The sequence below is a fragment of the Bradyrhizobium sp. 482_C4_N1_8 genome (assembly GCF_052075965.1).
In the GTDB taxonomy this organism is placed as follows: Bacteria; Pseudomonadota; Alphaproteobacteria; order Rhizobiales; family Xanthobacteraceae; genus Bradyrhizobium; species Bradyrhizobium barranii.
The window spans coordinates 4,807,082-4,828,489 of record NZ_CP197231.1; the positions used below are offsets into that span (position 1 = coordinate 4,807,082).

At 64.8% G+C, this 21,408-nt stretch carries 21 protein-coding genes; 10 read left to right on the plus strand and 11 right to left on the minus strand.

Annotation, left to right across the window (positions count from 1 at the left end; genetic code table 11):
* Window positions 1–14: 14 nt before the first annotated feature.
* Window positions 15–257 (minus strand): pentapeptide MXKDX repeat protein, encoded by a 243-nt coding sequence (locus tag AB7Z56_RS22940; protein WP_028150975.1) that lies wholly within the window; start codon window positions 255–257, stop codon window positions 15–17.
* Window positions 258–554: 297 nt separating this feature from the next.
* Between AB7Z56_RS22940 and AB7Z56_RS22945 the strand changes: the two genes are divergently transcribed.
* The 3 genes from AB7Z56_RS22945 to AB7Z56_RS22955 are packed head-to-tail and all read left to right on the plus strand — an operon-like array spanning window position 555 to window position 3,483.
* Window positions 555–1,577: a TRAP transporter substrate-binding protein gene (locus AB7Z56_RS22945; RefSeq protein ID WP_063983435.1), complete on the plus strand. Its 1,023-nt coding sequence runs from the start codon at window positions 555–557 to the stop codon at window positions 1,575–1,577.
* The gene (locus AB7Z56_RS22950) at window positions 1,574–2,128 is read left to right on the plus strand and encodes a TRAP transporter small permease (RefSeq protein ID WP_063983436.1); all 555 of its coding nucleotides are present in this window, start codon (window positions 1,574–1,576) and stop codon (window positions 2,126–2,128) included. Before AB7Z56_RS22945 ends, AB7Z56_RS22950 begins: the two co-directional genes overlap by 4 nt.
* Window positions 2,125–3,483: a TRAP transporter large permease gene (locus tag AB7Z56_RS22955; RefSeq protein ID WP_063983437.1), complete on the plus strand. Its 1,359-nt coding sequence runs from the start codon at window positions 2,125–2,127 to the stop codon at window positions 3,481–3,483. The genes AB7Z56_RS22950 and AB7Z56_RS22955 overlap by 4 nt, the downstream gene beginning before the upstream one ends.
* Before the next feature lie 143 nt (window positions 3,484–3,626).
* On the opposite strand, the gene AB7Z56_RS22960 is transcribed toward AB7Z56_RS22955, so the two are convergent.
* On the minus strand, window positions 3,627–4,319 hold the full coding sequence (locus AB7Z56_RS22960; protein ID WP_063983438.1) for a GntR family transcriptional regulator: 693 nt from the start codon (window positions 4,317–4,319) through the stop codon (window positions 3,627–3,629).
* Window positions 4,320–4,550: 231 nt separating this feature from the next.
* Here AB7Z56_RS22960 and AB7Z56_RS22965 point away from each other — a divergent pair, with 231 nt between their 5' ends.
* The 4 genes from AB7Z56_RS22965 (at window position 4,551) to AB7Z56_RS22980 (ending at window position 8,432) form a co-directional block, all read left to right on the plus strand.
* Window positions 4,551–5,159 carry a TRAP transporter small permease gene (locus AB7Z56_RS22965; RefSeq protein ID WP_063986387.1) on the plus strand — a complete coding sequence of 203 codons (609 nt, stop codon included), beginning with the start codon at window positions 4,551–4,553 and terminating at the stop codon, window positions 5,157–5,159.
* On the plus strand, window positions 5,159–6,424 hold the full coding sequence (locus AB7Z56_RS22970; protein WP_063983439.1) for a TRAP transporter large permease: 1,266 nt from the start codon (window positions 5,159–5,161) through the stop codon (window positions 6,422–6,424). Before AB7Z56_RS22965 ends, AB7Z56_RS22970 begins: the two co-directional genes overlap by 1 nt.
* A 24-nt stretch (window positions 6,425–6,448) precedes the next feature.
* The gene (locus AB7Z56_RS22975; RefSeq protein ID WP_354096302.1) at window positions 6,449–7,432 is read left to right on the plus strand and encodes a TRAP transporter substrate-binding protein; all 984 of its coding nucleotides are present in this window, start codon (window positions 6,449–6,451) and stop codon (window positions 7,430–7,432) included.
* 73 nt (window positions 7,433–7,505) lie between these two features.
* On the plus strand, window positions 7,506–8,432 hold the full coding sequence (locus AB7Z56_RS22980) for a dihydrodipicolinate synthase family protein (RefSeq protein WP_063983441.1): 927 nt from the start codon (window positions 7,506–7,508) through the stop codon (window positions 8,430–8,432).
* 101 nt (window positions 8,433–8,533) lie between these two features.
* Here the strand turns inward: AB7Z56_RS22980 and AB7Z56_RS22985 are convergent, their stop codons facing one another.
* From AB7Z56_RS22985 to AB7Z56_RS23000, 4 genes are read right to left on the minus strand one after another with little or no spacing between them, the layout of a single operon-like run.
* Window positions 8,534–9,445 carry a hydroxymethylglutaryl-CoA lyase gene (locus AB7Z56_RS22985; RefSeq protein WP_063983442.1) on the minus strand — a complete coding sequence of 304 codons (912 nt, stop codon included), beginning with the start codon at window positions 9,443–9,445 and terminating at the stop codon, window positions 8,534–8,536.
* Between the two features lies 1 nt (window position 9,446).
* Window positions 9,447–11,450 carry an acetyl/propionyl/methylcrotonyl-CoA carboxylase subunit alpha gene (locus AB7Z56_RS22990; RefSeq protein WP_063983443.1) on the minus strand — a complete coding sequence of 668 codons (2,004 nt, stop codon included), beginning with the start codon at window positions 11,448–11,450 and terminating at the stop codon, window positions 9,447–9,449.
* Between the two features lie 4 nt (window positions 11,451–11,454).
* On the minus strand, window positions 11,455–13,059 hold the full coding sequence (locus tag AB7Z56_RS22995) for a carboxyl transferase domain-containing protein (RefSeq protein WP_063983444.1): 1,605 nt from the start codon (window positions 13,057–13,059) through the stop codon (window positions 11,455–11,457).
* A gap of 24 nt (window positions 13,060–13,083) precedes the next feature.
* The gene (locus AB7Z56_RS23000; RefSeq protein ID WP_135213850.1) at window positions 13,084–14,211 is read right to left on the minus strand and encodes an isovaleryl-CoA dehydrogenase; all 1,128 of its coding nucleotides are present in this window, start codon (window positions 14,209–14,211) and stop codon (window positions 13,084–13,086) included.
* 147 nt (window positions 14,212–14,358) lie between these two features.
* Here AB7Z56_RS23000 and AB7Z56_RS23005 point away from each other — a divergent pair, with 147 nt between their 5' ends.
* Entirely contained in the window at window positions 14,359–15,387 is a 1,029-nt protein-coding gene (locus AB7Z56_RS23005) for an AraC family transcriptional regulator (protein ID WP_063983446.1), read from the plus strand.
* Window positions 15,388–15,478: 91 nt separating this feature from the next.
* On the opposite strand, the gene AB7Z56_RS23010 is transcribed toward AB7Z56_RS23005, so the two are convergent.
* From AB7Z56_RS23010 to AB7Z56_RS23020, 3 genes are all read right to left on the minus strand, one after another.
* Window positions 15,479–15,766 carry a DUF3551 domain-containing protein gene (locus AB7Z56_RS23010; protein WP_063983447.1) on the minus strand — a complete coding sequence of 96 codons (288 nt, stop codon included), beginning with the start codon at window positions 15,764–15,766 and terminating at the stop codon, window positions 15,479–15,481.
* A 240-nt stretch (window positions 15,767–16,006) separates the two neighbouring features.
* Entirely contained in the window at window positions 16,007–16,498 is a 492-nt protein-coding gene (locus AB7Z56_RS23015) for an Lrp/AsnC family transcriptional regulator (protein WP_063983448.1), read from the minus strand.
* 311 nt (window positions 16,499–16,809) lie between these two features.
* A complete protein-coding gene (locus AB7Z56_RS23020; RefSeq protein WP_014495449.1) occupies window positions 16,810–17,115 on the minus strand; it encodes an ETC complex I subunit in 306 nt (101 codons plus the stop codon).
* Window positions 17,116–17,374: 259 nt separating this feature from the next.
* Here AB7Z56_RS23020 and AB7Z56_RS23025 point away from each other — a divergent pair, with 259 nt between their 5' ends.
* Window positions 17,375–18,556 carry an OpgC domain-containing protein gene (locus tag AB7Z56_RS23025; RefSeq protein WP_063983449.1) on the plus strand — a complete coding sequence of 394 codons (1,182 nt, stop codon included), beginning with the start codon at window positions 17,375–17,377 and terminating at the stop codon, window positions 18,554–18,556.
* Between the two features lie 64 nt (window positions 18,557–18,620).
* Here the strand turns inward: AB7Z56_RS23025 and AB7Z56_RS23030 are convergent, their stop codons facing one another.
* Complete coding sequence (locus AB7Z56_RS23030) at window positions 18,621–18,812, minus strand: hypothetical protein (RefSeq protein WP_063983450.1); 192 nt, start codon at window positions 18,810–18,812, stop codon at window positions 18,621–18,623.
* 304 nt (window positions 18,813–19,116) lie between these two features.
* Here AB7Z56_RS23030 and AB7Z56_RS23035 point away from each other — a divergent pair, with 304 nt between their 5' ends.
* A complete protein-coding gene (locus tag AB7Z56_RS23035; protein WP_166341408.1) occupies window positions 19,117–19,284 on the plus strand; it encodes a hypothetical protein in 168 nt (55 codons plus the stop codon).
* Between the two features lie 543 nt (window positions 19,285–19,827).
* On the opposite strand, the gene tnpC is transcribed toward AB7Z56_RS23035, so the two are convergent.
* A complete protein-coding gene (gene tnpC / locus AB7Z56_RS23040; RefSeq protein WP_283018506.1) occupies window positions 19,828–21,357 on the minus strand; it encodes an IS66 family transposase in 1,530 nt (509 codons plus the stop codon).
* Window positions 21,358–21,408: the final 51 nt, after the last annotated feature.

Below are 21,408 nucleotides of genomic sequence, written 5' to 3' on the forward strand. Positions count from 1 at the left end.
ACGACGGCGGAAGATCAGTTCTTCTTCATCATCCCGTCGTCTTTCTTCATCCCGTCCTTCGACATGTGGTCCTTCTTCATGCCGTCGTCCTTGGACATGGTGTCCTTCTTCATGCCGTCCTTGGACATCGTGTCCTTCTTCATCATGCCGTCGTCCTTGCCCATCTTGTCCTGGGCAAAAGCGGCCGGCGACAGCGCGAGGCCAAGCGACAGAGCGGCAGCCGAGACGCCGAGCACGATGCGGGTGCGAATGGTCATGAGTGATTTCCCTTCGAGATGGTGTTTGTCAGCGACGGACGCCGCTATCTGATCTCGACGGATTGCCCGCTGGCGTTGTTACGCGCCCACTGACAAAATTTCTGCGGGCCGGCTGCGAGGATGTTCCGTGTGCACTGCAGCAAGGCCGGCACTTGCCCCGGCATTCGGTCTCGAACTATCAGATGAGAGAATATTGGGTGAGAGACCGGCTAGGATGGACCTATGCGCTGGTCTCAAGGACCCAGCCCACCTCACACCAAACAAGAACCGGCCAAGGGCCGTCCAAGGGGATACACCATGCTCACGCGCCGTCATCTGATCGCGACCGCCGTCGCCGCACCCGCCATTCTTCGCTTCGGCACTGGTACCGCGCATGCCGCGACCACGCTGAAGATCTCGCATCAATTCCCGGGAGGGACCATCGACAAGGGCGACTTCCGCGACCGGCTTTGCCGCATGTTCGCGGCTGAAGTCGCCAAGCGCAGCAAAGGCGACATCGCCGCTGAAATCTATCCGAACTCCTCGCTGATCAAGACCAACGCGCAGTTCTCCGCGATGCGCAAGGGCGCGCTCGACATCAGCCTCTATCCGATGCCTTACGCCGGTGGTGAGCTGCCGGAGACCAATATCGGCCTGATGCCGGGCCTCGTGACCACCTACGACCAGGGCATGCGCTGGAAGAAGGCGCCGGTCGGCAAGGCGCTGACTGACTTCCTCGCCGACAAGGGCATCATCCTGCTCACCTGGGTGTGGCAGGCCGGCGGCGTCGCCAGCCGCTCCAAACCGATCGTCGCCCCTGAAGATGCCAAGGGCATGAAGGTGCGCGGCGGCTCGCGCGAAATGGACATGGTGCTCCAGACCGCCGGCGCCTCGGTGCTCTCGGTGCCGTCGAACGAAATCTACGCGGCGATGCAGACCGGCGCCTGCGATGCCGGCATCACCTCCTCGACCAGCCTGATCTCGTTCCGGCTCGAAGAGGTCGCGAAGTCGCTGACCTCCGGTGCGGGTGCCTCCTACTGGTTCATGCTCGAGCCGCTGATGATGTCGAAGGCGATCTTCGACAAGCTGCCGAAGAACCAGCAGGACGTCCTGCTCGCGGTCGGCACCGAGCTCGAAGCCTTCGGCCGCAAGGGCGCGCAGGACGACGACGTCGAGGTCGCCAAGGTCTACGAGAAGGCCGGCGCCAAGGTCAGTGCGCTCGATGCCGCCACCGTCGGCAAATGGCGCGACATCGCCCGCGACACCGCGTGGAAGGATTACGGCGCCAAGACCGCGACCGCCGCCAACCTGCTCAAGCTCGCCTCCGACGTCGGCGCATGAGCCACGGTCCGCTTCCGGATCGTGACGACCAGGCGAACGCTGCCGCAGGGACCGGCCTTGCGGCGGCGATCGATCGCGGTCTCGCCGTCCTCAACACCATCATCGTCGTGTTCGCAGCGATCGCGCTGATCGCGGCTTGCGCCATCCTGAGCTACAGCGTGCTCAGCCGCGCTCTGTTCAAGGCCGCCAATTACTGGCAGGACGAGGCCGCCGTATTCCTCCTGGTCGGCGCCACCTTCATGACGGCGGCCTATGTGCAGCAGAACCGCGGCCATATCGGCATCGAGGCCTTTGTCGGCCTGCTGTCGCCGCTCGCGAACCGGATCAGGCTCTGGCTGGTCGATGCCGCGACGTTCCTGTTCTGCGCCTTTTTCGCCTGGAAGTCCTGGACGCTGACCCATGAAGCCTATGTCGACGGCCAGGTCTCGAACTCGATGTGGTCGCCGCCGCTCGCCATTCCCTATTCGCTGATGGCGCTCGGGATGAGCCTGCTCTGCATCCAGATCCTCGTGCAGCTTGCGCTGCCTTTCGCAGGAGCCAGGCGTCCATGAGCGTTTTCGGTATCGGCCTCGCCTACGGTATCGCGACGCTGGTCGTGATGTTTTCAGGCATGCCGATCGCGTTCGCGCTCGGCGCGGTCGCGGTCGTGTTCATGGGCATCTACATGCCGGCCGCGTCCCTGGATACGGTGACGCAGAACGTCTACGAGGAAATGGCCTCGATCACGCTGCTGTCGATCCCGCTCTTCATCCTGAAGGGCGCCGCGATCGGCAAATCGCGCGCCGGCCAGGATCTCTATTCGGCCCTCCATGCCTGGCTGCATCGCGTCCCCGGCGGCCTCGGCGTCGCCAACGTGTTCGCCTGTGCGCTGTTTGCGGCGATGGCGGGCTCCAGCCCCGCGACCTGCTCGGCGATCGGATCGGCCGGCATCCCCGAGATGCGCAAGCGCGGCTATTCCGGCGGATTTGCCGCCGGCATCATCGCGGCCGGCGGCACGCTCGGCATTCTGCTGCCGCCCTCGATCACGATGATCCTGTTCGCGGTCGCCGCGGAAAAATCGCTCGGCCGTCTCTTCCTCGCCGGCATCGGGCCCGGCCTGCTGCTGGTGTCCCTGTTCGGCGCCTATGCGGTGATCCGCTTCCGCCAGGAATATGCCGCGGCGCAGGCGATCTTTGAGAAAGGCGGGCCTGAGGCTGCGATCCTGGCCCGCGACGAATACACGCTGGCCGAACGCTTCAGCGTGCTGCCGCGCGTAATCCCCTTCGTGCTGCTGCTCACCGGCGTCATGATCGCGCTCTATGGCGGCTACGCGACGCCGTCGGAAACCGCCGGCCTCGGCGGCCTGCTCGCGCTGGCGCTGATCGCGGCGATCTACAGCGTCTGGCGGCCGAGCGACCTCGCCCCGATCTTGAAGTCGACGATCCGGGAATCGACCATGCTGATGATGATCATCGGCATGTCGCTGCTCTATTCCTACGTGATGAGCTATCTGCACATCTCGCAATCGGTCGCCGAATCCATCGTCGCGATGCACCTGCCGCGCTGGGAGCTGCTGTTCGCGATCCTCGTCATGGTCGTCGTGCTCGGCTTCTTCCTGCCGCCGGTCTCCATTATTCTCATGACCGCGCCGATCATCCTGCCGCCGCTCCGCGCCGCCAATTTCGACATCATCTGGTTCGGCGTAGTCATGACCATCGTGATGGAGATGGGGCTGATCCATCCGCCGGTCGGCCTCAACATCTTCGTCATCCGCAACGTCGCGCCGGACATTCCCCTGCGCGAGGTGATCTGGGGCACCCTGCCCTTCGTGCTGCTGATGATGCTCGCGGTGCTGCTGCTGTGCTTCTTCCCGGGAATCTCGACCGGGCTGCCGGACCTGGTGATGGGGCCGGACGGGAGCAGATGATGCTGCCGTAGGGTGGGCAAAGCGACTTGTCCGCCGTAGCTCGAAGAGCGAAGGGCGGAAGCGTGCCCGCCATTTGTCGTGTCCGTTGGACAGCGTGGTGGGCACGGCGCAAGTGCGCCTTTGCCACCCTATGAGCGCATCGATTACGACTCGCTCTTCCGCCGTGACTTCGGCGCGATCGTGCTGCCGGCCACCACCTGCAACAGATCCTTGCGCACGGCCTCGATGTGCCGCTCCAAAAACCGGCAGGCCTCCTCGACCTTCTGCGCGCGGCAGAGCGCGATCAGATGGGCGTGCTCCTTTTCGGCGATCCCCATTGCCTTGGTGTTGGAGAGCTGGAGGCGCGTGTAGCGGTCGCTGGTCTGGAGCAGCGACAGCACGATCGCGCGCGTACGCGGCTGCGGGGCGTGAACATAGAGCGCCATGTGGAAGTCGGCGTTGAGCTGCCCCCATTCGCTGACGTTGCGCGCCTTGATCGCCTTCTCAAAACTCTTGTGGATGTCGTCGAGCCCGCTGAAATCATCGGCGGTGAAACGCGGCGCCGATTGCGCCAGGAGGCGTGGCTCCAGGATTCCGCGCAGGTCGAACACATCGTTGATCTCGTCCAGCGACAGCTCCGAGACGATCGCGCCCTTCTGCGGAACGATGCGCACCAGGCCTTCGGCCTCGAGCTGGAACAGCGCTTCGCGCACCGGGATGCGGCTGACGCCATAGGCCTCGCCAAGTGCGTCCTGCCGTAGCTGCGATCCGGCCGGATAGGTGCCGTCGAGGATCGCCTGCCTGAGCTGGTCGACGATCGCGGCCGACAGCGTGCGATGCTTCAGAGGCTGTTTCATCTGACCTTCTGTTGTCCTTCCCGACTCATCCGGCCGAAGCGGTCTCTCTCTTGCATGTTGAGGGGCCCAACAAAAGTGTGGGGCCCGGCAAAAGCCAGTGCCCAGCAAAAGCGCGTCCTGCCGCCGAAATGACCGCAATCTCCGTTTGACACGCAAAATGTATAAATTATACATTTGCCGATAGCACGAGATTTCTCAGGGGGCGGGGCCTCTTTCATGATCGAGCAGACGATGCCGGCCACGCGCGCATTCAGCGTTCGACGCATTGTCGTCGGCGCGTCCAGTGCCCTGCTCGCCGTCGAGCGCGTCGCGCTGATGGGCCTGATGTACCTGCTCACCGGCCTGATCCTGGTGAACGTCGTCACCCGCTACGCGCGCTTCCCGATCTACTGGATCGATGAATCCGCGGTCTATTGCGTGGTCTGGCTGACCTTCGTCGGGGCGTCCGCGATGACGCGGCTGCGGCTCGATTTCGCGGTCACCATGCTGACGGAGCGTCTTTCGCCACGGCACCAGAAGATCGCAAAGGTGATCTCGACCGGCATGGTCGTCGCGTTCGGAATCGCACTGATCGTGACCTGCGTGCTCTGGATGGACCCGATTGGTCTCGCGCGCGCCGGCTTCGACGGGCGCAAGCTCGCGGCTGAGACCTTCAACTTTCTCTACACCGAGCACACCCAGACGCTGAACTGGCCGACCTGGGTGCTCTATTTGACGCTGCCGATCTTCGCGGTCTCGATGACCATCCACGGCCTCGCCAACCTGCTGGAAGATCTCGAACTGGTCCCGCGCACGCCGCCGAAGGGCTTTGCGCTCTCCGAACTCGACGGGGTCAACTGATGATCACGTCAGCCGCCTTCGTCGCGATCATGCTGGTCGGCGTGCCGATCGGCCTCTGCCTATGCCTCGCCGGCCTCGTCTACATCGCAGCATCCGGCAATCCGGTGCTGTTCCAGTCCTATCCGCTCCAGCTGTTCGGCGGCGTCGACAGCTACGGCCTGATCGCCATTCCGCTCTTCATCCTGATCGGCGAGATCATGAACGGCGGCGGCATCACGCGGCGCATCGTCGACATGGCGATGGCCTTCGTCGGCTCGCTCAAGGGCGGGCTCGCCTACGTCAACATCCTCGCCAACATGTTCATCTCCTCGATCCTGGGATCGGCGACCGCGCAGGTCGCGATCATGGCCCAGATCATGGTGCCGGAGATGGAGAAGAAGGGCTACGACAAGACCTTCGCGGCGGGATTGACCGCCTATGGCGGCATGCTCGGCCCGATCATTCCGCCGTCGGTGATGTTCGTGGTCTACAGCGTGCTCGCGCAGGTCTCGGTCAGCGACATGCTGATCGCCGGCATCGTGCCGGGCGTGATCCTCACGGTGATGTTCTGCCTCGTCATCGCGCTGATGGGATACGTCTACAACTATCCCCGCGCGGATTATCAGACGCCGCGCCAGCGCGTCATGACGATCCTGCGGACGTCACCCACCCTGCTGATCCCGATCGTCATCGTCGGCACCATCCTCAGCGGCCTCGCCAATGCGACGGAATCCGCTGCGGTCGGCGCGGTCGCCGCCGCACTTGTCGGGAAATACTGGACCAGGGAATTCGAGTTCTCGCAGCTGCCGCAGATGATGCTGCGCAGCGCCATCTATTCGGCGATCGTGCTGTTCCTGGTGGCGGCCGCGGCGGTGTTCTCCTGGGTGCTGATCTTCGGCAAGGTGCCGCAGGAAACCGCCGGCTGGATCCAGTCCGCCGCCAAGGACCCGGTCAGCTTCATGCTGATCTGCAACGTCATCCTGCTGATCATCGGCACGGTGATCGATGGCATTCCCGGCCTGATCATGACGGTGCCGATCCTGCTGCCGGTTGCAACCGACGTCTACCACATCGATCCCAGGCATTTCGGCGTCGTGGTGGTGATCAACCTCGTGCTCGGCCTGCTGTCGCCGCCGGTCGGGCTCTGCTTCTTCGTCGCGGCCGCCGTCACCGGGGCCAAGCCCGGCAAGATGTTCATGGTGACGCTGCCGTTCTTCGTCATCTCCTGCGTCCTGCTGGTGCTGCTCTCGCTCTACCCGTCGCTCTCGCTGATCCTCATCAAATAGGCCCGTTCAAAAGGAAGCCCGACCATGCCGCTTTCACGCCGCCGCTTTCTCGCCGCCAGCGCCGCCGCCTCGGTGTTCGCGCCCTCGCTGGCGCTTGCCCAGGCCAAGGAATTCCGCCTCGGCCTGATCACGCCCAATGGCCATTCCTGGAACAAGGCGGCGCTGAAATTCGGCGACGATCTCAAGGCCGCGACCAACGGCCGGCTCACCCTGACCGTGTTCCATTCCGGCCAGCTCGGCAACGAGCCCGCGATGATGCAGCAATTGCAGTCCGGCGCGCTCGACATGGGCTTCATCCAGGCCGCCGAGCTCGGCTCGCGCGTGCCGCACATCGCCGCGATCAATGCGCCCTACATCGTCCGCTCGACGCCTGCGGTCGCGAAATTCGTGCGGCATCCGGCTGCGGTGAAGTTGTTCGATGTGCTGCCGCAGGAGACCGGCACTATCGGCCTCGGTTGGGGCATCACCGGCATGCGCGCGGTGTTCTCCTCGAAGGACCTGAACTCGCTCGCCGACATCAAGGGCATGAAGCTGCGCATCAACCCGACGCCGGTCTATCGCGATTTCTATTCCTCGCTCGGTGCCGCGCCGACGCCGATCCCGACGCCGCAGGTGTTCGACGCGATGGCCAACGGCCAGGTCGATGGCCTCGAGGCCGATCTCGAATTCTCCTGGAACCAGCGCTTCGACAAGGTCTCCAAGGTGATCCTGCAGATGAACGCCGTCTTCATGCCGATGGCCGCGGTCGTTTCCGGCCGGGTCTGGCAGACGCTCCCCGCAGCCGACCGCGAGCTGATCGCCAAGACGGTGAAGTCGACGCTGGACGCGCAGATCGACGAGTTGGCCTCCAACGAGCCCGCGCTGATCGAGAATTTCAAGAACGCGCCGATCCCGATCCGCCAGGTCCCGGCCGGCGACACCGAGGCTGTCATCGCCGAGTTCGACAAGATCTGGCTGCCCAAGGCACCTGTCCTTGCCGAGCTGCGCAAGGTCGGCGCGACGCTCTGATCCCATCCGCTATCCTCTTCACCACAGCCGGCGGATCCAGCCCCCCGCCGGCAAACTCACTTGGAGTCAATTCATGAGCCGCCGCGTTTCCTGGGAAGGCGTCTTCCCGGCCGTCACCACGCAATTCCACGACAATCTCTCGCTCGACATCGACGCGACCGCCAAGGTCATGGACGGGTTGATCCGCGACGGCGTCTCCGGCCTGATCGTCTGCGGCTCGGTCGGCGAGAACACCTCGCTGGAGCGCAAGGAGAAGGTCGCGATCATGGAGACGGCGAAATCCGTCGCGGCCGGCCGCGTGCCCGTGCTGTGTGGCATCGCCGAATTCACCACCGCCTTTGCGGTCGAAACCGCCAAGGAAGCCGCGCGCGTCGGCATCGACGGCGTGATGGTGATGCCGGCGCTGGTCTATTCGTCGAAGCCGCACGAGACCGCCGCACATTTCCGCGCGGTTGCCAGCGCGACCGACCTGCCGGTGATGCTCTACAACAATCCGCCGATCTACAAGAACGACGTCACCCCCGACATCCTGGCCTCGCTCGCCGACGTCGAGACCGTGGTCTGCTTCAAGGATTCCTCGGGCGACACGCGGCGCTTCATCGACACCAGGAACATGGTCGGTGACCGCTTCGTGCTGTTCGCTGGTCTCGACGACGTCATCGTCGAGAGCATCGCTATGGGCGCGGTGGGCTGGGTCTCCGGCATGTCAAACGCGTTCCCGCGCGAGGGCGAGACGCTGTTTCGTCTCGCCAAGGCCGGCCGCTTTGCGGAAGCCATGCCGATCTACGAATGGTTCATGCCGCTGCTGCATCTCGATGCGCGCCCCGACCTCGTCCAGTGCATCAAGCTGTGCGAGCACATCATGGGCCGCGGCACCGCGCTGACCCGCCCGCCCCGCCTCGCGCTGCTGCCGCAGGAGAAGGCCGAGGTCGAGGCCATGATGGCGAAGGCGCTCAAGAACCGGCCGCGCCTGCCGGATGTCGGGCTGAAGGCGGCCTGAAGGCACAGTTTGGTAGGGTGGGCAAAGCGAAAGCGTGCCCACCATTTGAGATCAAAATCGCGGAGAGATGGTGGGCACGGCGCTACGCGCCTTTGCCCACCCTACGAAGCAGCCCGCTTCTTCTTCGCGTTCAGCGCGGAGGCTACGCGGCTCACAGGCGGCTTGCCCAGCACGCCGCTCATCTCGTTCGTGGCCGCCAGCAGCTTGTCCATGTCGACACCGGTCCTGACGCCCATGCCTTCGAGCATGTAGACGACGTCCTCCGTCGCGACGTTACCGGTCGCGCCCGGCGCGTAGGGGCAGCCGCCGAGGCCGCCGGCGGCGGCATCGATGACGCGGACGCCCTCCTCCAGGCCGGCATAGAGATTGGCGAGTGCCTGGCCATAGGTGTCGTGGAAATGCATCGCGAGTTTTGCCGGCGGGATATTGGCGATGACCGCGCGCAGCATCTCCTTGGCCTTATCAGGCGTGCCGACGCCGATGGTGTCGCCGAGCGAGATCTCGTAGCAGCCAAGCTCCCACAGCGTGTTGGCGAGATCGGCGACCGCCTTCGGCTTGATCTCGCCGTCGAACGGACAGCCCAGCACGCAGGAGATATAGCCGCGGACCCTGACGCCATCCGCCTGGGCGCGCGCCAGCACCGGCTTGAACCGTTCGATGGACTCCGCCACCGTGCAGTTGATATTGGCGCGCGAAAACCCTTCCGAGGCCGCCGCGAACACGGAGACGACTTGCGCGCCGGCAGCGCGCGCGGCGTCATAGCCCTTCTCGTTCGGCACCAGCACGTGGAATTCGGCGCCCTTGACGTGGCTGACGCCGCGCAGCACGGCGTCCGAGCTCGCCATTTGCGGGACCGCCTTGGGCGAGACGAAGGCGCCGACCTCGACCGTGGTGAGGCCAGCGGTGACGAGCGCCTCGACGAAGGCGATGCGGGCCTCGACGCTGACGGGCGTCTTCTCGTTCTGGAGGCCGTCGCGCGGCCCCATTTCGATGATGCGGACGGGATCGCTCATCTCACTCTCCCGATGGCTCGACCACGGCGAGCTCGACGCCCTCCTGGACGATGTCTCCGACCTTGCATTTGATTGATTTCAGCACGCCGGCATAGGGCGCGCGCAGCGTCTGCTCCATCTTCATCACTTCCAGGGTGAGGATCGGCGCGCCCTTCTCGAGCTTGGCGCCCTCCTCGGCCAGCACGGCGACGACCGTGCCCGGCAGAGGCGCCGCGATCTTGTCCTCTCCGACATGCTCTTCGCTCTCGCCGCCGAACGGATCGACCCAATGCAGGTCGAAGCGGCCGTTGCGTGTGCGCAAATACAGCTCATGACCGTCGATCACGGCTGCGACCTGTGATTTGACGCCATCGAGTGTCAGATCGAAGCCGCCGTCACGCGGGGCGATCGTGAACGCCAATTCGCGGTCGCCGGTCACCAGCGTCGAGGGGCCGCTGCCGTAATTCAGCGTGATCTTCTGTTCAGGTCCATGGCCGACGCGGAAGGCAAAGCTGCGCTGGCGGCGGCCGACCGGCTGCCAGCCAAAAGTCTGCCAGGGCGAACTCGCCTCGTCTTGCGCGGCCTGCCGCTCGTCGTTGATAACAGCGGCGACTGCTGCGCACAGCTCGAGCTCGCCGGGTGCCGGCGGGGCCTGCGTTAGGCCCGCCAGCTCGCGCTCGATGAAGCCGGTGTCGATCGCATTGGTCCGCACCTTCGGATGCGTCATCAGCGCCGACAGGAACGGGATGTTGGTGACGATGCCGCGGACGTCGGAGTCTTGCAGCCCGCGATTCAGCCGTTCGATCGCGACGTCCCGCGTCGGCGCCCACGCGATCATTTTTGCGAGCATGGCATCGTAATAGGGCGAGACCGTATCGCCTTCGCGATAGCCGGCGTCGATGCGCAGGCCGCCGGTTTCCGCCGGCAGCCGCCAAGTCGAGATCCTCCCGACCGACGGCATGAAGTTCTTGGTCGGATTTTCCGCGTAGACACGCGCCTCGACCGCATGGCCATTGAGCCGGAGCTCGTCCTGCTTCAGCGGCAGCGCCTCGCCGAAGGCGACGCGCAGCTGCCACTCGACCAGATCGATGCCGGTGATCAGCTCGGTCACGGGATGCTCGACCTGAAGACGCGTGTTCATCTCGATGAAGAACACGTCCTTGCCGTCGGAGACGAACTCGATCGTGCCGGCGCCGACATAGTTCACGGCTCCGGCCGCCTTTCGCGCGGCGGCGCAGACGGTCTCGCGCTGGGCGGGATTGAGCGTCGGCGACGGCGCCTCCTCGATCACCTTCTGGTGCCGGCGCTGCAACGTGCATTCGCGCTCAAACAGTGACAGCAGATTGCCGTGGCTGTCGCCGATGATCTGCACCTCGATGTGGCGGGGATTGTCGACATATTTTTCGATCAGCATGCGGTCGTCGCCGAACGCGGCCTTGGCCTCGCGCTTGGCGCTGACGATCGCCGGCCCAAGCTCGTCCGCCGAGCGCACGATGCGCATGCCGCGGCCGCCACCACCGGCGGACGCCTTCACCAGGATCGGGAAGCCGATCTTGTCCGCGGCCTTCGAAAGCGTCGCCTCGTCCTGGGCCTCGCCGTGATAGCCGGGCACCAGCGGCACGCCGGCCTTCTCCATCAGCTCCTTGGAGCCGGACTTCGAGCCCATCGCCGTCATCATCGCGGCGGTCGGGCCGACGAACACCAGGCCCGCCTCCAGGCACGCCCGCGCGAACTCGGCATTTTCGGACAGGAAACCGTAGCCGGGATGCACGGCTTCCGCGCCGGTCTTTCGCGCGGCCTCGATCAGCCGCTCGACACTGAGGTAGCTGTCGCGCGCCCGCGCCGGACCGAGCAGCACGGCTTCATCTGCTAGCGCGACATGCATCGCGTCGCGGTCGGCCTCGGAATAGACCGCGACCGTGCGCAGGCCCATGGCTCGCGCGGTGCGGATGACGCGGCAGGCGATCTCGCCGCGGTTGGCGATCAGAAGCGTGCGAAAACGCCGGTAGAGCATTGAACGGTCCATCGCATCACATCCTGAACAGGCCGAATTTGGTAGGCTCGATCGGCGCATTCGACGCCGCGGAAAGGCCGAGGCCGAGCACGAGGCGCGTGTCGGCCGGGTCGATCACGCCGTCGTCCCACAGGCGGGCGGTCGCGTAATACGGATGTCCCTGGCTCTCATATTGCGCGCGGATAGGCTCGCGGAACTTGTCTTCCTCTTCCTTCGACCAGCTATCGCCCTTGGCCTCGATGTTGTCGCGCCGGACCTGGCTCAGCACCATCGAGGCCTGCTCGCCGCCCATCACCGAGATGCGCGCGTTCGGCCACATCCACAGGAAGCGCGGCGAGTAGGCGCGGCCGCACATGCCGTAATTGCCGGCGCCGTAGGAGCCGCCGATCACCACGGTAAATTTCGGCACCGAGGCGGCCGCTACCGCCGTGACAAGCTTGGCGCCGTCGCGCGCGATGCCGCCGGCCTCGTACTTCTTGCCGACCATGAAGCCGGTGATGTTCTGCAGGAACACCAAGGGAATGCCGCGCTGGCAGCACAGCTCGATGAAATGCGCGCCCTTCAGCGAGCTCTCGCTGAACAGGATGCCGTTGTTGGCGATGATACCGACCGGATAGCCCCAGACATGGGCGAAGCCGCAGACCAGCGTCGTGCCGTAGAGTTTTTTGAACTCGTCGAACTCCGAGCCGTCGACGATGCGGGCGATGATATCGCGTACGTCGAACGGCTTTCGGCCATCGACGGGCACCACGCCGTAGATTTCTTCCGCCGCAAACAGCGGATCGCGCGGCTTGTGCATGTTGAGGTTCGGCCGCACCGATGGCTTCAGCGTGCCGACGATGCGCCGGGCGATGCCGATCGCATGCGCATCGTTCTGGGCGTAGTGGTCGGTCACGCCCGACTGCCGCGAATGCACGTCGGCGCCGCCAAGCTCCTCGGCACTCACCACCTCGCCGGTCGCGGCCTTCACCAGCGGCGGACCGCCGAGGAAGATGGTGCCCTGGTTGCGCACGATGATGCTCTCGTCCGACATCGCGGGGACATAGGCGCCGCCGGCGGTGCAGGAGCCCATCACGATCGCGATCTGCGGGATGCCCTGCGACGACATCTGGGCCTGGTTGTAGAAGATCCGGCCGAAATGGCGCTCGTCCGGAAAGATCTCGTCCTGGAGCGGCAGGAAGGCGCCGCCGGAATCGACCATGTAGACGCAGGGAAGATTGTTCTGCCGCGCCACGTCCTGCGCGCGCAGATGCTTCTTCACCGTCATCGGATAGTAAGTGCCGCCCTTGATGGTGGCGTCGTTGGCGACGATCACGCATTCGCGGCCCGAGATGCGCCCGACGCCGGTGATGACGCTCGCCGAATGCACGTCGCCGCCATAGAGGCCGTACGCCGCCAGCGGCGACAGCTCCATGAACGAGGTGCCGGGATCGACCAGCAGGTCGACGCGCTCGCGCGCCAGCATCTTGCCGCGCGAGGTGTGGCGGTTGCGCGAGACCTCGCCGCCGCCGCCGGCGACCTGGCTCAGTTTTTCGCGCAAGTCCGCGACAAGCCCGCGCATGGCCTCGGAATTGCGCGCAAAGTCCGATGAAGACGTATCGATGCTGGAATGGAGCGGCATGTTGATTCCAATGAGGTGAAGGTTTCAGGCCGTCTCGGACATCAGCTCGCGGCCGATCAGCATGCGACGCACCTCCGAGGTGCCGGCGCCGATCTCGTAGAGTTTTGCGTCGCGCCAGAGACGTCCGACCGGGAATTCGGAGGTGTAGCCGACGCCGCCGAGCGCCTGGATCGCCTCGCCGGCCATCCACGTCGCCTTCTCCGCGGAATAGAGGATCGCGGCCGCCGCATCCTTGCGCAGCGTGCGGGCGTGGTCGGCCCTGTCGCAGGCGCGCCCGACCGCATAGACATAGGCGCGCGCCGACTGCCAGGTCGCATACATGTCGGCGAGCTTGCCCTGCATCAACTGGAAGTCGCCGATCGGCTGGCCGAACTGTTTTCGCTCGTGCATGTAGGGCACCACGGCGTCCATGCAGGCCGCCATGATCCCGAGCGGGCCGCCCGACAGCACCGTGCGCTCGTAATCGAGGCCGGACATCAGCACCTTGACGCCCTCGCCGACCTTGCCGAGCACGTTCTCCTCCGGCACCTCGCACTCGTCGAAGAACAACGGATAGGTGTTGGAGCCGCGCATGCCGAGCTTGTCGAGATGCTGGCCGTGGGTGAACCCCTTGAAGCCCTTTTCGATCAGGAAGGCGGTCATGCCGCGCGGGCCCGCCTCCGGATCGGTCTTGGCATAGACGACCAGCACGTCGGCGTCGCCGCCATTGGTGATCCACATCTTCGAGCCGTTGAGCACGTAACGGTCGCCGCGCTTGTCGGCGCGCAGCTTCATCGAAACGACGTCGGAGCCCGCGCCGGGCTCGGACATCGCGAGCGCGCCGACATATTCGCCGGAGATCAGCTTTGGCAGATAGCGCGCGCGCTGCGCGTCGTTGCCGTTGCGGCGGATCTGGTTGACGCAGAGGTTGGAATGGGCGCCGTAGGATAGCCCCACGGCAGCCGAGCCCCGCGAAATCTCCTCCATGGCGACGATATGGGCGAGATAGCCCATGCTGGAGCCGCCATATTGCTCCGGCGCGGTCATGCCGAGCAGGCCGAGGTCGCCAAAGCGCTTCCAGAGGTCGGCCGGGAACAGATTGGCCTTCTCGATCTCGGCGGCGCGCGGGGCGATCTCCGCCTCCACGAAGGCGCGCAGCGTGTCGCGCAGCATGCTGATGTCTTCGCCCAGATCGAAATCGATGCTCGGGATGTTCAAGGCGATTCCTCCGTATTCTTGTCGGGTCCGAACCTACCCCCGCCCGGGCGTCCCAGCGGTCGAAAAGGTTGCATTTTCCGCCAAGTTTGGCGAGGATTTTTCATGCCCTTTCAAGCCGCGACCGCGACGCCCCGCCGCGCCATGACCCCAGCCGCCTTCGTCCGCGGCGTGGTTGCCGCTTATGCCCTTTACGGGCGGGATCCGGCCGAAGCCTTGGGCAAGGGGCAGGTCACCGCGGACCTCGTTCGATCCCGCGACGGACGGGTGACAGCGGCCCAGTTCGAGGCGCTGGCCGGCCATGCCATGCGCGAGCTCGACGACGAAGCGCTTGGCTGGTTCTCGCGCCGGCTGCCTTGGGGAACCTACGGTATGCTGTGCCGCGCCTCGATCACGGCCCCCAATCTCGAAGTCGCGCTAAAACGCTGGTGCCGGCATCATCGCCTGCTGACCGAGGACGTGCTGTTCGAGCTCTCGCTTGGTGATGAGACCGCGACGATCTCCATTCGCGAACAGCGCGACCTCGGCCCCTTGCGTGAATTCTGCCTGGTCACCCTGCTCCGCTATGTTCTCGGCTTCTCCTGCTGGGCCGTCGATTCCGCGATCGCGCTGCGTGCGGCCGAGTTTCCCTATTCCGAGCCGGGCCACGTCTCGGTCTATCCGACGATCTTCTGCAGGCATTTGAGCTTTGGTGCGGACGGCGCCCGCATCGTGTTCGACAAGCATTATCTCTCTCTGCCGCTGACCCGCAGCCCCGCCGATCTCGACAGCATGCTCAAGGGCGCGCTGCGGCTCACCGTGCTGCCCTACCGGCGCGACCGGCTGCTGGTCGAGCGCGTCCGCCGCGTGCTGCGCAATGCACGCGGGCGCATTCTCGGCGCCGAGGATGTCGCAAGCGAGTTGGCACTCTCGACCCGCACCATGCACCGGCGCCTGCGCGAGGAAGCGACCTCGCTGCGCGATCTCAAGGAAGAGGCAAAGTTCGAGCTCGCCAAGCAGGAGCTGATGCGCGGCCGCGCCCCCATCAAGCGGATCGCGGAGATCGCCGGCTTCCGCAACGAGAAGAGTTTTTCGCGCGCCTTCCGCACCTGGACCGGCGCCTCCCCGCGCGAGTTTCGCGAGCGCTATCGCTGAGGCGCGGCGTCACCTGCTTGTCATAAATTGACGTCCTCCGAGATCACTCTCGGAGGACGCAATCTCTCGGATCAGGTCGCGATCTCAGGCGTTAGTTCTGCGCGCCCTGGCGAGCCTTGGGCTGCTTCGTCTGCTTCGGCTGGAAGGCGAGCGCATCGTTGCTAGTCTTGGCGCCGCCGGCCTGCGAGCACGTGCCGCCGATGCCACCGGCCGCCTGACGGCAGGCTTCCATCGTCGGATAGCCGCAGCCGTGAGCGGCCTGGGCGCCGTTGGTGATGCAATAATCGTCGGCCTTCGCAGCCGGCGCCGACAGAACAAAAAACGCAGACGCAAACAGCGTCGCAGCAGAGGCTGCGATCGTCTTCGAAGTCGATGTCATGATGTCTTTTCCTGCTTAGGGTCCCACAAAAGCATCCCCGGCGTGCGACGCAGACCGAGGTTCACACCCTGCATTTAGGCAGCGCAAAGATGCCGACAATCACGGTTGCGCGCATTGCAGTCCTGCCTAAATCACATGTCATAGTTAGGTGAGTTACTAAGCTATTATAACTATCCGAATCGACCGCACCGCGCGCAAGCGCCCCCCGACTTCGGACTTTCAGTAGAGAGACTTGAACGCCTATCCGACGGGTGCCGCCACTACATCCTGTAACGGCAGCGGCACATCCTTCGCGACGCCCAGCACCGGAAAGCTGCGGACGTTCTTCACATCAGGCATCGCGGCGAAATGCAGCAGCTGCTGGCGCATGCTTTCGACGTTCGGCGCGACGCATTTCAGCAGGTAGTCGGTGTCGCCTGAAATCCGCCAGCACTGCTGGATGCGCGGGATCGCGGCAATCGAGCTCTCGAACGCCTCCAGCACCGGCTGGGCCTGGCTCACGAGCTGGATCGAGACGAACGAAACCACCTCATAGCCGAGCAGCCGCTCGTCGATGACGGCGCGGACCGCCCGGATCACGCCGCGGCTGAACAGCAATTTCAACCGCCGCAGGCAATTGGGCGCGGACACGCCGACCCGCAGCGCCAGCTCGTTGTTGCGCACCCGCCCGTCCTGCTGCAGCTCGGAGAGTATCTTCAGATCGATGCCGTCGAGCTGGTCACGCCCGGCCATCCCCCACCTCGCCATGATCCCGTCATGACGTCAGCGAAGCACGCGGCGGAATCGCTGCCAAGGGGCCGGAGCCCGGCGCGACAGCTGGTCCGTGGATCGGGATCATCGGACGCGACGTCATGTCTGCGGGCGGGGTACCCCCGCCGTCATGCCAGGGCTTGTCGCGGCCATCCGCGCTCTTTCACTCGGCCCCAAAGACGTCGATGCCCGGGCCTTCGCCTCGCCGAAGCGGCTTCGGCCGCGCAGGCGGGACAAGGCCCAAGCATGACGAGTAAATCACGTCGTATGAAGTCGGAGCAGCCAGCCGCCCCTCAATGCGTCCAGGGCTCGCCGCGCCGGAACGAGAAATTGTCGGCATAGGCGACCGGGCGGCGGATCGAATCCTGCGGCTCGATCACCTGGTAGGCGATGCCCTTGCGCTCGCAATAAGCGACCGCCTCTTCCTTGCTGTGGAAGCGCAGCGTGATCTGCTGCTTCATGTCGCCGGACGAGGTCCATCCCATCAGCGGCTCGACCGAACGCGGCTGCTCCGGCTCGTAATCCAGCTGCCATTCCTTGGTCTTGGACCGGCCGGATTGCATCGCGTTCTTGGCGGGCTTGAAAATGCGTGCGGTCATGGGTGGTCCGGGCCTCTTGGTCTTTTCGTTCGATTTCGATGCGTCACGGTAGCAGTTGGTGGAAACCGCGGGCATAGTATAGAGACACCTTTTGGGAACTGATCGGTGATTCCGGTCCCCCCGGGGGTGCGTTGCCGACGGGTATAGTCATTATGCTGCACCGTGACAATTGCGTACCCGCCTTCCGCGCCGGGATCCCGCCCGGCGGCCCTGTCTCGCCGACACCAGCGTATCCGCCCCCTCCGAAAGCTTCCGTCGCATGGCCTTCCTGAACATCAACGCCACGCTTCCCGAAAAGGGCCGTGACCTCAGGCTCGACCTGTTTCGCGGCATCGCGAACTGGGCGATCTTCCTCGACCATATCCCCGACAACGTGGTGAACTGGATCACCACCCGCAACTACGGCTTTTCCGACGCCGCCGACCTGTTCGTCTTCATCTCAGGCTACACCGCTTCCTTCGTCTATGCGCGAATGATGCTCGAGCGCGGCTTCATCGTCGGCGCCACGAGGCTGACCAAGCGGGTCTGGCAGCTCTACGTCGCCCACATCATCCTGTTCGTGATCTACATCGCCTCGATCAGCTATCTGGCGCTGCGGTTCGGCGATTCCGACATGATCAACGAGTTCAACGTCGCCGGCCTCGTCGACAACGCCACCGAGACGCTGCGCCAGGGCCTGTTCCTGCGCTTCAAGCCGCTCAATCTCGACGTGCTGCCGCTCTACATCGTGCTGATGGGGCTGTTTCCGCCGGTGCTGTGGTTCATGCTGCGCAAGCCCGACCTGACGATGGCGCTGTCCATCGTGCTGTGGCTCGCCGCCCGCCATTACGGCCTGAACCTGACCGCCTATCCGGCCGGCCAGTGGTACTTCAACCCGTATGCCTGGCAGGTGCTGTTCGTGTTCGGCGCCTGGTGCGCGATGGGCGGCGCCCGGCGTTCGGGAGCCGTGATCAATTCGCCGATCACGCTGTGGCTTTGCCTCGGCTATCTCGCCTTCGCGCTGGTCATGACCATGGCCGGCCGCTTCCCCACCCTCGGCGGCATGTTCCCGGGATGGCTGTTCTCGGCCTTCAACCCCAACGACAAGACCAACCTTGCGCCCTACCGCTTCCTCCATTTCGTCGTGATCGTGATCCTGGTGATCCGCTTCGTGCCGAAGGACTGGCCCGGCCTGGAGTGGAAGGTGTTCGATCCCTTGATCGTCTGCGGCCAGCAGTCGCTCGCCGTATTCTGCGTCGGCGTGTTCCTGTCCTTCGTCGGCCATTTCGAGCTGTCGATGAGCTCGGGCTCGCTGTTCGCGCAGATCTTCGTCAGCATCGCCGGCATCGCGATCATGACGACGGTGGCCTATTACATTTCCTGGTCGAAAAAGCAGGACAAGCCGTTGAAGCCGCCGCCGCCCAAGCCTGCGGCGGCCGCCTCGCCCGCAAAGGCCGCCTAGAGCCGTTTCCGTTCCGATGAAATCGGAACGGGGCGCTAGATTCAGTTGCGGCAGCGGAGCCGGCTCAGGCCGCCTCGGTGTCGTACTCGGTGAACTTCTTGTAGATCCAGTCGCGGCCGTCGTGGCGGCGCCAGACCTTTCCATAGACGAGCTGCCCGTTGATCGAGCGGCGCGGCACGATCACGGTCCAGAGGTGCCAGATCTCGGTCCAGCTCGACTGCGGATGGACGGTTCGGACGTTGCGATCGAAAGACATGACGCAAAACTCACAAGATATGAGCGCCGCGACGAACTGTGACCTGTGTGACCACCGATTGCAGGCACCCCATCGCGAGCCTTGCCGACCTGATATCAGCCAGGAATGTGGCTGCAACAACCACTCGGCCTTAACCTAACTGGTCAACCTTACCCCTCGTGGGTACCCGCCAAGACCCGTTGAAAGCCGGCGCCGATCTTTCTATGATGCGTGCACAATTTGAGAATGAGCGCGCCGTTTTGGACGCGTGGCAATTGCGAACTGATTTTCATTTTTCAAATGACTTGCTGACTGGGGCACCACAATGAATATGCAATGTGGACGTTTGCGCCTGGCGGTGTGCTCGGTGCCGCCTGCGCCGCGCATCAAGACAGTCAAGACATCCGTCTCTGAACCGCCGAAGGCGGCCAACGACAATCATCTGGCGTGGCCGTTCCTGCCGTTTCCGCTCGGCTGGTACGCGACGAACTGATCCCCGGAAATAGCGCGACGCCGCTCAAGCGGAATATCATCGCTTGGCGGCGTCCGTTTAGGCATTGGGCGCTGAAATCCCCAATGCCTATATGTCTATGGCGACAGCCAAAGGTTCGAAGCAATTTTGCGAATTCTGCGGCGGGCCGGCCGGCGCAATGCCTTGAAAAATCGCGCAGAAGTGGCGTTTTGTGAAGAACAAGCGCCAGGGCTTCAGGCAAGGCTTCAGGCAAGGCTTCAGGCAAGGCTTCAGGCAAGGTTCGCGCGCGCTTCAGGTCGCCATAGGCCGCCTGCCCCGCCCCCACAATCGCGCCGGCTCAGATGCGCGACGTGCTCTGCGCATTGACGCCCAGCGTGCCCTGCGCGTTGTAGACCTGTCCCACCTGGTTGCCATGTTCCCGGCTCTGCGGTCGCAACCAATCACCGCGCCATGAGTTGCAGGTCCTTCCCGTCTGTCCGGGGAAGCCGCGTGGCTGCGATCCATGCCCGCGCGATGTACGGACGATCATCTCGTCTCACGACCGTGTGAGCGTAAGCGATGTTCTCAGGCCACGCGCCAGCGTTCTTGGGTAGCGAGATAGGCCCAGGGTAGCAGTTCGTCGATCTGGCTGTTCGGGTGGTCGTTGACGATGCGGGTGATGACGTCGGCGAGATAGGCGTGGGGTTCGACGCCGATGAGCTTGCAGGTTTCGATCAGTGAGGCGATGACGGCCCAGTGTTCGCCGCCGCCGTCCGAGCCAGCGAACAGGGCGTTCTTGCGGTTGAGCGCGATTGGGCGGATAGCGCGCTCGACGACGTTGGAATCGATCTCGACGCGGCCGTCGGCAATGAAGCGCGTCAGCCCGTCCCAACGCGACAGCGCATATCGGACGGCCTCCGCGAGTTTGGTCTTCTGGCTAATCAGACCAAGCTTGGCGCGCAGCCAGGGTTCGAACTCGTCGGCGATCGGCCGGCTCTTCTCTTGGCGGACGGCGCGACGCTCGTCGGCGGTGCGGCCGCGGATCTCGGCTTCGATGACGTAGAGCCCGGCGATACGTTCGAGTGCCTCGCTGGCGATCGGTGCGGGACCGGCCGCGGCGAGTTCGTAGAAGCGCCGGCGCACATGGGACCAGCAGAACGCCAGTTCTACGTCACCGCGCTCGGCCAGGACCCGATAGCCGGCATAGCCGTCGACCTGGAGGATGCCGGCAAAACCCGCGAGGTGGACGATCGGCCGTTCGGCCTTGCGATCGGGAGCGTAGACATAGGCGACGGCGGGCGGGTCCGTGCCGCCCCAGGGCCGGTCGTCGCGGGCATAGGCCCAGAGCTGGCCGGTCTTGGTGCGGCCGCGTCCGGGATCGAGCACCGGGGCGGTGGTCTCGTCGGCAAACAGTTTTGGCGACTGCTTCAGCCTCGCGAGCAGTCGCTCATGCACCGGCCGCAACAGGAAGGCTGCCCGCCCGACCCAATCGGCCAGGGTCGAGCGATCCAGCTCGAGGCCCTGGCGGGCGTAAATTTGAGCCTGCCGATACAGCGGCAGATGGTCGGCATATTTGGCGACGAGTACCTGCGCCACGGTGGCTTCGGTCGGTAGCCCGCCCTCGATCAGCCGCGCTGGCGCCGGTGCCTGTACCATGGTCTCGCAGGCCCGGCAGGCATACTTCGGCCGCCTTACGACTAGGACCCGGAACTGGGCCGGGACGATATCCAGTCGTTCGCTCACATCCTCGCCGATCCGGTGCAGCGCCTGCTGACAGCACGGGCAGGCGTGATCGTCGAGGTCGACCAGCATCTCGACCCGCGGCAGATGCGCCGGCAACGCTCCTCTGTTCCTGCGGCGCCGTGCGGCTCGGCTCGATCGCTCGGCAGCATTGGCTGCATCGGTCGCCGCATCACTGCTCGCCTCGACCTGCTCGACCTCCTCCAGGCCGAGCAGCAACTGGTCCTCCGGCAGCGTCTCGGCCCGGCGGCCGAAGCGATGACGCTGCAACTCCTTGATGATCTGCTCGAGCCGCGCGGCGCGCGCCCGTTCGGCCAGCAGCATCGCCTTGAGCGTGCCGGGATCGTCCGGAAGCGTGTCGGCCGTCGTCGCCATGATGCGATTACACCATGCGTCGCGGCATCCCGCGAGCGCGACATGCATACT

Bases quoted from the DNA above. Each gene is read 5' to 3' on its own strand.
- AB7Z56_RS22940 (WP_028150975.1), bottom strand. From the start codon at position 257: ATGACCATTCGCACCCGCATCGTGCTCGGCGTCTCGGCTGCCGCTCTG.
- AB7Z56_RS22945 (WP_063983435.1), top strand. From the start codon at position 555: ATGCTCACGCGCCGTCATCTGATCGCGACCGCCGTCGCCGCACCCGCC.
- AB7Z56_RS22950 (WP_063983436.1), top strand. From the start codon at position 1,574: ATGAGCCACGGTCCGCTTCCGGATCGTGACGACCAGGCGAACGCTGCC.
- AB7Z56_RS22955 (WP_063983437.1), top strand. From the start codon at position 2,125: ATGAGCGTTTTCGGTATCGGCCTCGCCTACGGTATCGCGACGCTGGTC.
- AB7Z56_RS22960 (WP_063983438.1), bottom strand. From the start codon at position 4,319: ATGAAACAGCCTCTGAAGCATCGCACGCTGTCGGCCGCGATCGTCGAC.
- AB7Z56_RS22965 (WP_063986387.1), top strand. From the start codon at position 4,551: ATGCCGGCCACGCGCGCATTCAGCGTTCGACGCATTGTCGTCGGCGCG.
- AB7Z56_RS22970 (WP_063983439.1), top strand. From the start codon at position 5,159: ATGATCACGTCAGCCGCCTTCGTCGCGATCATGCTGGTCGGCGTGCCG.
- AB7Z56_RS22975 (WP_354096302.1), top strand. From the start codon at position 6,449: ATGCCGCTTTCACGCCGCCGCTTTCTCGCCGCCAGCGCCGCCGCCTCG.
- AB7Z56_RS22980 (WP_063983441.1), top strand. From the start codon at position 7,506: ATGAGCCGCCGCGTTTCCTGGGAAGGCGTCTTCCCGGCCGTCACCACG.
- AB7Z56_RS22985 (WP_063983442.1), bottom strand. From the start codon at position 9,445: ATGAGCGATCCCGTCCGCATCATCGAAATGGGGCCGCGCGACGGCCTC.
- AB7Z56_RS22990 (WP_063983443.1), bottom strand. From the start codon at position 11,450: ATGGACCGTTCAATGCTCTACCGGCGTTTTCGCACGCTTCTGATCGCC.
- AB7Z56_RS22995 (WP_063983444.1), bottom strand. From the start codon at position 13,059: ATGCCGCTCCATTCCAGCATCGATACGTCTTCATCGGACTTTGCGCGC.
- AB7Z56_RS23000 (WP_135213850.1), bottom strand. From the start codon at position 14,211: ATGCTGCGCGACACGCTGCGCGCCTTCGTGGAGGCGGAGATCGCCCCG.
- AB7Z56_RS23005 (WP_063983446.1), top strand. From the start codon at position 14,359: ATGCCCTTTCAAGCCGCGACCGCGACGCCCCGCCGCGCCATGACCCCA.
- AB7Z56_RS23010 (WP_063983447.1), bottom strand. From the start codon at position 15,766: ATGACATCGACTTCGAAGACGATCGCAGCCTCTGCTGCGACGCTGTTT.
- AB7Z56_RS23015 (WP_063983448.1), bottom strand. From the start codon at position 16,498: ATGGCCGGGCGTGACCAGCTCGACGGCATCGATCTGAAGATACTCTCC.
- AB7Z56_RS23020 (WP_014495449.1), bottom strand. From the start codon at position 17,115: ATGACCGCACGCATTTTCAAGCCCGCCAAGAACGCGATGCAATCCGGC.
- AB7Z56_RS23025 (WP_063983449.1), top strand. From the start codon at position 17,375: ATGGCCTTCCTGAACATCAACGCCACGCTTCCCGAAAAGGGCCGTGAC.
- AB7Z56_RS23030 (WP_063983450.1), bottom strand. From the start codon at position 18,812: ATGTCTTTCGATCGCAACGTCCGAACCGTCCATCCGCAGTCGAGCTGG.
- AB7Z56_RS23035 (WP_166341408.1), top strand. From the start codon at position 19,117: ATGAATATGCAATGTGGACGTTTGCGCCTGGCGGTGTGCTCGGTGCCG.
- tnpC (WP_283018506.1), bottom strand. From the start codon at position 21,357: ATGGCGACGACGGCCGACACGCTTCCGGACGATCCCGGCACGCTCAAG.